The sequence below is a fragment of the Methylovulum sp. genome, assembly GCF_028687615.1.
Lineage (GTDB): Bacteria > Pseudomonadota > Gammaproteobacteria > Methylococcales > Methylomonadaceae > Methylovulum.
In genome coordinates, this window is sequence record NZ_JAQTZU010000030.1 from 23,186 (window position 1) to 31,547 (window position 8,362).

10 protein-coding genes are annotated in these 8,362 nt (G+C 50.3%); 3 read left to right on the forward strand and 7 right to left on the reverse strand.

What is annotated here, in order from left to right:
• Nucleotides 1-7: 7 nt before the first annotated feature.
• The 7 genes from purT to dusA all read right to left on the reverse strand — a co-directional run bounded on the left by purT (nucleotide 8) and on the right by dusA (nucleotide 6,859).
• Entirely contained in the window at nucleotides 8-1,207 is a 1,200-nt protein-coding gene (gene purT, locus PHH59_RS14665) for a formate-dependent phosphoribosylglycinamide formyltransferase (RefSeq protein ID WP_300017783.1), read from the reverse strand.
• Nucleotides 1,204-2,787 carry a DNA mismatch repair protein MutS gene (locus PHH59_RS14670; RefSeq protein ID WP_300017786.1) on the reverse strand — a complete coding sequence of 528 codons (1,584 nt, stop codon included), beginning with the start codon at nucleotides 2,785-2,787 and terminating at the stop codon, nucleotides 1,204-1,206. Before PHH59_RS14670 ends, purT begins: the two co-directional genes overlap by 4 nt.
• Nucleotides 2,788-2,878: 91 nt before the next feature.
• The gene (locus PHH59_RS14675; RefSeq protein WP_300017789.1) at nucleotides 2,879-3,430 is read right to left on the reverse strand and encodes a hypothetical protein; all 552 of its coding nucleotides are present in this window, start codon (nucleotides 3,428-3,430) and stop codon (nucleotides 2,879-2,881) included.
• Nucleotides 3,414-3,899, reverse strand: coding sequence for a hypothetical protein (locus PHH59_RS14680; RefSeq protein WP_300017791.1), 486 nt, complete (start codon nucleotides 3,897-3,899; stop codon nucleotides 3,414-3,416). The genes PHH59_RS14675 and PHH59_RS14680 overlap by 17 nt, the downstream gene beginning before the upstream one ends.
• Nucleotides 3,900-4,078: 179 nt before the next feature.
• Nucleotides 4,079-5,071 (reverse strand): ferrochelatase, encoded by a 993-nt coding sequence (hemH, locus tag PHH59_RS14685; protein ID WP_300017794.1) that lies wholly within the window; start codon nucleotides 5,069-5,071, stop codon nucleotides 4,079-4,081.
• Nucleotides 5,072-5,078: 7 nt separating this feature from the next.
• Nucleotides 5,079-5,621: a GTP cyclohydrolase I FolE gene (folE, locus tag PHH59_RS14690; RefSeq protein WP_300017797.1), complete on the reverse strand. Its 543-nt coding sequence runs from the start codon at nucleotides 5,619-5,621 to the stop codon at nucleotides 5,079-5,081.
• A gap of 224 nt (nucleotides 5,622-5,845) precedes the next feature.
• The gene (gene dusA, locus PHH59_RS14695) at nucleotides 5,846-6,859 is read right to left on the reverse strand and encodes a tRNA dihydrouridine(20/20a) synthase DusA (protein WP_300017800.1); all 1,014 of its coding nucleotides are present in this window, start codon (nucleotides 6,857-6,859) and stop codon (nucleotides 5,846-5,848) included.
• A 97-nt stretch (nucleotides 6,860-6,956) separates the two neighbouring features.
• On the opposite strand from dusA, the gene PHH59_RS14700 reads away from it, so the two are divergent.
• The 3 genes from PHH59_RS14700 (at nucleotide 6,957) to PHH59_RS14710 (ending at nucleotide 8,111) form a co-directional block, all read left to right on the forward strand.
• Nucleotides 6,957-7,220 (forward strand): hypothetical protein, encoded by a 264-nt coding sequence (locus PHH59_RS14700; protein WP_300017803.1) that lies wholly within the window; start codon nucleotides 6,957-6,959, stop codon nucleotides 7,218-7,220.
• Nucleotides 7,220-7,600, forward strand: coding sequence for a transposase (locus PHH59_RS14705; RefSeq protein WP_300017806.1), 381 nt, complete (start codon nucleotides 7,220-7,222; stop codon nucleotides 7,598-7,600). Before PHH59_RS14700 ends, PHH59_RS14705 begins: the two co-directional genes overlap by 1 nt.
• Before the next feature lie 193 nt (nucleotides 7,601-7,793).
• Nucleotides 7,794-8,111, forward strand: coding sequence for a transposase (locus PHH59_RS14710; RefSeq protein WP_300017809.1), 318 nt, complete (start codon nucleotides 7,794-7,796; stop codon nucleotides 8,109-8,111).
• Nucleotides 8,112-8,362 lie beyond the last annotated feature (251 nt).

Here is an 8,362-nt window from a genome sequence, read left to right on the forward strand (position 1 = left end):
TTACCTGTTATGCGGTTTTAATGACTATCAAATTAGCGGCTTGCACCGCTTTGATTCGGGCGGCATCGACGGTTTCCGCAGTTGCCAAGGCCACGCCCATACGCCGATGGGTGTAGGCGATGGGTTTGCCGAATAGTCGGATGTCGGTGTCGGGTACGGCAAGTGCGTCGGCAAGCCCGGCGTAGCTTACACCTTCGGCATCGACTCCACCAAGAATTACCGCACTCGCGCCGATGTTTTGTAGTCCAGCGTTGACCGGCAAGCCTAAAATAGCGCGGGTGTGCAGGTCAAATTCATTTTGCCGTTGGGTGGCCATCGTCACCATGCCCGTGTCGTGCGGCCTGGGGCTGACTTCGCTAAACCAGACTTCATCGCCTTTGATGAACAACTCCACTCCAAACAATCCCTGCCCTTCCAAAGCGGCGCATATTTTAAACGCAATGCCCTGTGCGCTGGCAAGGGCTTTTTCGGTCATCGCTTGTGGTTGCCAGCTTTCGCGGTAATCGCCGTGTTCTTGGCGGTGGCCGATGGGGGCGCAAAAATGCGTGTCGATAGAACCTTGGGCATTTTTGGCGCGGACGGTCAGCAACGTGATTTCAAAATCAAAATCAATTTTTGCCTCGACGATCACCTTGCCGGTATCGACGCGCCCGCTGGCTTTTGCCGTATCCCAAGCCGTTTGCAAAGCCGCTTCAGATTTGACCATCGACTGGCCTTTGCCGGATGACGACATGGTCGGTTTGATGAAGCAGGGATAGCCAATGCCCGCATCCACCGCCGCCTTTAATTCTGCAAACGACCCGGCAAAAGCGTAAGCGGAAGTGGGGATTTTTAGTTCTTCGGCAGCGAGGGACCTAATGCCTTCGCGGTTCATCGTCAATTGGATGGCGCGGGCATTGGGGACGACGGTGCATAAACCTTCCGCTTCGATTTCCGCCAACGCCGCCGTGGCAATGGCTTCGATTTCAGGGATGATAAAATGCGGTTTTTCTAGGGCGATCAATCGCTTGACCGCCTCGCCATCGGTCATGTCGATGACATGGCTGCGGTGTGCGACATGTTGTGCAGGGGCGTTCGCGTAGCGGTCAACGGCGATGACTTCCACCCCGTAACGTTGCAGGGCGATAGCCAATTCTTTGCCTAGTTCGCCGCTGCCTAACAACAAGGCGCGGGTGGCATTGGGCGATAATGCAGTGCCTAGGTTCATTTCGTCTCCGCTAAGTAGTTGTCGATGTCTTCTTTGGAAAAACCAATTTTTTTGGCGACGCGGTCGGCGTGGCTGACGCGGGAAATGCCGGGGACCAGCTTATACGTCGGGGCGTCATTGGCGAACTCGACTTGTTTGGGCATGCCGATTTTTTTCTTCACAAAATAATCGACCAATTGATGGTTATGGGTGATCAGCACGGTGCTGTTGCCTTTGCGGTAAAAACCGTTGAGGACATTGGTGGACGATTCCATTTTTTCCTCAAAGGTCGTGCCTTCGGACAATTCATCCAACACCACCAAGCTCTTTTCGGTGGTCGCCAAAAATATGTCTTTGGTGCGTTTAAGTTCTGTGCCGAAGCGGCCTTCGCCATCGTTCAAATGGCTGATTTCGGGTACCTGGTAAAAAATCCGGTCGGCGACTGTCAAGGTCGCGGCCTTGGCGGGGACAAAACAGCCGATTTGCGCCAGCAATTGGATTTGCGTGATGGTCTTGCAGAACGCCGTTTTGCCGCCGCTGTTGGGGCCGGTGACCAGCATCAGTTTTTCATCGTCCAGCACTAAATCGTTACCGACATAGTCATTGTAGGTTTTGCTCAACACCGGGTTCCTGGCTTCGTCCAAGTTCATGCGGTGGTGCGGGCTGTCAATCAGCGTCGGCAACACCACGCAATGCCCAAAATGTTCGGCAAACTTTAAGAATGACAACAATTCATCCAGTTGTCCCAGTGCGTCCAGGGTTTCACCGACGGCTTCGGAGTTTTTATAAATATTGCGTAATGGCACAATGCACTTGTCGCGGTCAAAACTGCCGACGATGGGGAAATACAGCAGCAAAAGCGGCGTCAGAAAAATGGCTTCTTGCGGTAAATCCGGCTTCATTTCGTTGGGGATAAACAGGCCGCCCAACCAATAGGCAACGAAGGCCAAGGCCAACAGCAGCGGCTTGATGATGCGTGGTACGAAAATGACCGCCGGCAATAAGGAGCCGCGCCGCTCTTCTTTACATTGGATTCCTTTTTCGGTGAGAAACATTGGCCCTTTCATCAATGAATACGGGCGGGTATCGGCAAACGCTGTGATTTTGTCGAACAGGCTTTTTAAATAGGGGCTTTTGGGGGGGGCTAGTGCTTGAATTTCCTCGACCAGCTCCAGCATAAACCGCACACCTTTTTTGTATTGCGAATAACCGTAGCCGTCCATCTCATGGCTTTCGCTGGCGGAAGTCAGTGTGCCGACAAAATGACCAAACAATAAGCGGTAAAAATCGGTTTCCTGGCTGGCGGCGTGTTCGATGACGTGGGCCAGCGCCGTTGTTAATTGCGGATTGTCGCCCAACTCCCGCACCGCTTCCTGCTTGGCTTGGACATCATCAAGATTGTCCAGGGGCCGCGCCAAAGACCGGTATAGCACCGCCTGGCCTATCGTGGTGCTGGCGTAATTGACCGCATCGAACACCTTATCCACTTCCAGCGTGTTAAACGCGCTTTCGTCAATGACACCTTCGCCTGTCGGCAACGCTTGGGTGGATTTTATGCCAGGCCAGGCGTCTTGCCAGATTTTTAACAAAGTTTCTTTCATGGTTGCCTCTCTTTATTGTTATTTTGGGGGATGGTGGGGTGGGCGAAGTTCATGATAACACGGGGAATTAGGGACGGCCTTATTTGAGGATTTACGGGTTACCGTATTGGAAATATTCATGTTCTGTCAGTTGCCTGATAATTTCGGTCAAGATGTCATAAGCCATTTTGGGCGTGACATTAGCCGGGGTTGCTTTTTTCTCATTCCGATGCGCAACCCAATCCCGATAACGTTTGACCTGTTTCGCTTGTCCGATCAAATCGGAGCTTATGGCTGTTTTGAAAAAATCCAACACATCATCAATTCGCCAGTATTCGGTGTCATCAGCAATTTTTTGCTGTATTGAATGGGTAAAACAAGTCGCAGTTTCAGTCAACATCCGTTGGTTTTCCTCTTGCACATAGACAAGCAAAATCCTTTCAAAGGCCGTCCATAGCGACAATATGACGTAATCGTCAGCATTGGCCCAGCTTTGTTCAATTTGTTGCTCTGCTTCGTCCTTGACCGCCCCCATAAAATTTGTTTTTGCCAATAAGCAGGGATCATTTTTAGCAATACTACGCTTTGCGATTTTCAAACAATCCAAGGTGGTTTTATATGCTTGCCAAATGCCATCCAGAGAATGATTAATAGGCATATTCACAAACATCGTCAAGAATTTCAAAGAATAATTCACGAGTCAATAGATGCCCTTTGCTGCTAAATTTATGTTCAATCCAATACCATCCGGCCTCGTCAATCCCTTTGTACAGAGGAGTGGTGCGGATGAACGGATGCCCCCTTTCTGCCACCAGGCCATTTATCTGCGGCCCCCCCTTATTGAGGTCAAGAATAGTCACATTGTCATAACGGCCTTTTATATCAACACGCCCGTTAGCACCTAAAACCGATGCGGCAACCGGAATCACTTCGGCAATTTTGTCGCCATTGGCATTGAGGATGGTCAATTGCGGCGCACTATAGACGCCATATTCCTCTTCATCCAGTAAGCATTCAGATTTATGTATGGACAAACCGTGTTCATCAGATGCCACCCACGTTTCTATATTTAAAAATAGTGTGCTTAGGCTGGTCAAAAAAGTAGATGGACTTTTTCTGATGGCATTATTCATATTGATTTCCTATGAAATTAACTGATAAGGCGAAGGCAATAGTGTGCGCCGGGATTGAATGAAACGGAAGCGGCTTACATTGTTTCCACAGCACTTTCGGTTTTTTCCAGCAACCCAAATAAGGAATGCGCACGAAACGAAAGGTCTTAAGTGACGAAGTTAATTGCAGCTAATTGAAGTTAATTTATGCTCATTCCTAAGCGTTTAGTAATTCCCAATACCCCAAGCAAAGCCTCGACATGGGCATCGCTATCATTCAAACAAGCAATATAGCGATACGCTTCGCCGCCCGCTTCCATGAACACTGTTTTATTTTCCAGCGCAATTTCTTCCAAAGTCTCCAGGCAATCCACGGCAAACCCGGGGCACACCATGTCCACGGTTCTGATCCCTTGTCCAGGCAGGGCCGCCAGCGTATCCACGCAATACGGTTTCAGCCATTGAGCTTTGCCAAAACGCGATTGGAAGACGATTTTCCATTCTGTGCCGCTTAAGCCCAATTGTCCGGCGATCAACGCGGCGGTTTTGTGGCATTGATGGAAATACGGGTCGCCCCATTTCGTCAGTTGCTCAGGCAAACCGTGGAAGGACATGAGCAGCAGTTCATTTTTTGGCTGTTCTTGCCAGGCTTGACGGATGGAATCGGCAACGGCGGCAATGTAGGCGGGATGTTGGTGGTATTCGCTAATGAATTGGAAGCTGGGCATATCCCACCAACCTTTCAATTCTTTGACCAAATCGTCATAAATTGACGACGTGGTGGTGGTGGAAAATTGCGGATACAAGGGCAGGACAATAATGTTTTCTACTCCCTGGCCTTTAAATTGATGCAGTTGTGAGGCGATGGACGGATCACCATAGCGCATGGCATAAGCGACGGATATGCTTTGGCTTGCCAGTTTGGCAGCCAATTTTTCGCTTAATTGGCGCGTCAGGAACATCAGCGGTGAGCCTTTTTCCGCATCCCAGATTTTTTTGTAGGTCTGGGTTGATTTGGCAGGGCGGAATGGCAGCACGAAGCAATTGAGGATAAGCCACCATATAGGCCGAGGAATATTGACCACCCGTGGGTCGCCGAGAAAATCTTTCAGAAATTTACGCACGGCGGGTACGGTTGGCGTGCTGGGAGAGCCTAAATTCGCCAGCAAAATACCGGTTTTCGGGGTGGTCATAGCTATCTTATCGGTTGATCAAGTTTAAAAACTCGGTGCGGGTGCTGAAGTCTTTGCGGAAAATCCCGGTCATGACCGATGTCGTCATCACCGAATTTTGTTTTTCCACACCGCGCATCATCATGCACAAATGCTTGGCTTCGATGACCACCGCCACTCCGCGTGCGCCCGTGACCTGTTCAATCGCATCGGCGATTTGTTTGGTGAGTTTTTCTTGGATTTGCAAACGGCGGGCATACATATCAACAATACGCGCCACTTTCGACAAGCCCATCACCTTGCCCTGCGGCAAATAACCGACATGGCATTTGCCGATGAACGGCAACAAATGGTGTTCGCATAAGGAATACAATTCGATGTCCTTGACGATGACCATGTCTTCGGTTTCGGCGGTAAAAATAGCGCCGTTGAGCACACCTTCCAGGGTTTTCTCGTAGCCGTTGTTTAAAAATTTGAACGCCTTGGCCGCCCGTTTAGGGGTGTCAAGTAAACCTTCACGGTTTAAATCTTCCCCGACAGCTTCGATAATTTTGGCGAAATGTTTTTCCACGTTGTTGTTCCCGTTTGTTGTTGATTTTTGGTTTTTTGTCCACGAAAGACACGAAAATCACGAAAAAAATCGTTGTTTGGGAATGTGTCCGCTGATAAGAAATACACCCTGCCATTACAGCACCCGGCGGTTTACTATCGCGAAACTACCTTGCGGGTTGCTTTAAGGCTTTTTTTCGTGATTTTCGTGTCTTTCGTGGACAATTGTGCAGTTAAAAAAGCCGCTCAGTATACATCAGGAACGGTGAATTTTAACGCCCGCAACACCACGTCTTCATTTGCACCCGCGATATTGTCATGTTCGCTAAGATAACGCCGCCAGCCCCGCGCCCCGTATTCGCCGTGGAATAATCCTAAGGTATGCCGGATGACACTGTGCAGGCGCGTACCGATGGCAAGTTGTCCGCTGATATAAGGCAACAATGCGTGGACGATCTCGGCGCGGGTCAATATCGGGCGCGTATCGGCGAATAATCGCTGGTCTACGTCGGCGAGCAGGAAGGGGTTTTGATAAGCCTCACGCCCGACCATCACGCCATCAACGTGTTGCAGGATAGTTTCAGCTTGCCCGATAGTCGTCACACCGCCATTCAATATAATTTCCAAGTGCGGAAAGTCAATTTTAAGCTGGTAAACCGTATCATATTGTAAAGGTGGAATCTCGCGGTTTTCTTTCGGCGACAAACCGTTCAGCCAGGCTTTGCGGGCATGGACGATGAAGGTTTCGCAACCCGCATCGGCAACCGTGCGGATAAAATGCACCAACTCTTGGTATGAATCTTTATCATCAATGCCGATGCGTGATTTTACCGTCACCGGAATGGTTACGGCTTGCTGCATTCTCGCCACGCATTCCGCCACCAGTTCCGGTTCCGCCATCAAACACGCGCCAAACCGCCCGTTCTGCACCCGATCACTGGGGCAGCCGACATTCAGGTTCACTTCGTCATAACCATAATCGGCCGCCATCTTTGCGCAAACCGCCAACTCACGCGGATTGCTGCCGCCCAGTTGCAAGGCCACCGGATGTTCTGACGGGTTGTAGTGCAGGAAACGGTGATGGTCGCCGTGGATCAACGCGCCGGTCGTGACCATTTCGGTGTACAGGAAAGTGTGTTTGGACAGCAGGCGGTGGAAATGGCGGCAATGGCGGTCAGTCCAATCGAGCATTGGGGCGACACAAAATCTCGACGCCTTGTAAACAGTGCCTTGTTGATTGTTTTTATTGGATTCCGTCATTTTGATATTAATTATTTCTATATTTTTTAGTCTATTTTTAGGTATTTATTGGTGTTAATTGCACAATATATGCTCAAAATATATTTTTGAGCATTATATGGCTACGATCACACAATACAAAAAGAAGTCGGGCAAAATATCTTACCGCGCACAAATAAGAATTGCTAAAAACGGCTCAATAGTCCATCAAGAATCGGAGACGTTTGACACTAAGACTTTAGCCAAAGCGTGGGCAACCAAGCGGGAAGCGGAGTTATCTGCTCGGAAAATGTTTAAGCCAAAAGAGAAACCGCTCAAAATTGCTCAAATAATAAAAGATGGCTCTATATGGGTTTCAGGGTCTTTTGATAAAATGGTCTGATGGAAACCTCAATCATCACCATCAAACAGTTAGTCAGTGAAGCCCAATGCTACGAGACCATCCGGCAATTGCGTCGGGCTGAGGGCGTCACCTGCCCGCATTGCGACAGCGGCGAAACGATCCGGCGCGGCTACGACAGCCCGCAACGCCTTTGCCAGCATTACCAGTGCAAGGCCTGCGGCAAACGTTTTGACGACCTGACCGGGACGGTCTTGTCGGGGCATCACCAACCGCTGTCGGTTTGGGTGCTGTGCCTGTACTTCATGGGGCTGAACCTATACCCTCTGGGGCATAAATCCAACCGGCAGATCGCCCAAGAACTGGACTTGAACAAGGACGACTTAGTATATGACGGAACACCTGCGCACGGGCATCGCTAAAAAAAGAACCCGTGACCCTGTCCGGCGAGGTCGAATGCGACGAGATCTACCTTGTGGCGGGACACAAAGGCCAGCCTGACAAGGTCACCGCAGCCGGAAGGAAGCCCCGTTGCCGCCGCCTGCAAGGGGCGCGTGGGCGCGGCACCCTGGCGACGGAAAAGCCGCCCGTCTTCTACCCGCAGGGCACAAGGGCATGATCCAGCGCACCGGGGAAGTCGTCATCCGGCTGCCCGACAACGTGCAACAGGCCACCATCAAGCCCTTGATCCTACAAACTATCATGCCTGGCACACCAATCTATACCGACGAATACACCATCTACAGCCGCTTGGAGTCCTGGGGCTACCCCCACAAGACCGTCAACCACTCGGCGGGGGAATATGCCCGCGATGAAGGCGGCGATGGCTTCTGCGAAGTCCATTCGAACACCATCGAAGGCTTCCGGCCGTTGTTGCGCTTCTGGCTGCGCCCGCATCGGGGCATATCCCAGGCCTTGTGCCGCTGTATTTGAGCTTTTTTGAGTTTGTCCATAATGTTAGAAAACGGGGTAAAAGCTTGCTGTCTTCGTTACTGGTTGTTTTGGTTCAAAAGACCTCAGAACCTATATAGAGCCAACCTTTTTAACAAACAACTCGGGCTTATCTTCTTGCCATTTTTGGACGGCTTGCATAGGCGTTTGATGGTTGATGGCGCGTTGTGGAATATGAAGGTTGTAGATGATCAGATAGCTCAACAAAGTCTTTTCCAAGTCATCCGCGGAGT